The organism is Aquitalea palustris, assembly GCF_003693445.1.
Lineage (GTDB): Bacteria > Pseudomonadota > Gammaproteobacteria > Burkholderiales > Chromobacteriaceae > Aquitalea > Aquitalea palustris.
The window spans coordinates 1-362 of the sequence record NZ_RFAR01000149.1 but is presented as its reverse complement, the minus strand read 5'-3'; the positions used below and the strand labels follow the sequence as shown (position 1 = coordinate 362).

Genomic DNA, 362 nt, shown 5'->3' with positions numbered 1-362 from the left:
CCGAGGAGCGCGACATCCTAAAAAAGGCCGCCGCATACTTTACCAAGGAGTCAGGGTAAGGTATGCCTTCACCCGGGCCCACCCGCAGCAATTCCCAGTTCGACGACTGTGTTGGGTCATGGCAGTGCACCCCAGCGGCTACTACGCCTGGAGAGCATCCCCGCATTCAACGCAAGTGCGTGAAGACCAGCGCTTGCTGGGGCACATCAAGCAGGCCTGGCTCGAAAGTGGCGGTGTCTATGGCTATCGCAAGGTGCATGACGACTTGCAGGCTCAGGGTGAGCGCTGTGGCAAACATCGTGTGGCACGACTGATGAAGCAGGAGGACTTACGTTCGCAGACGGGTTACCACCGGCGTCCTG

At 59.7% G+C, this 362-nt stretch carries 1 pseudogene; it reads left to right on the top strand.

Going from position 1 to position 362, the window contains the following annotated elements:
* Positions 1 to 362, top strand: a pseudogene (locus EAY64_RS20075) (IS3 family transposase); the annotation flags it as partial.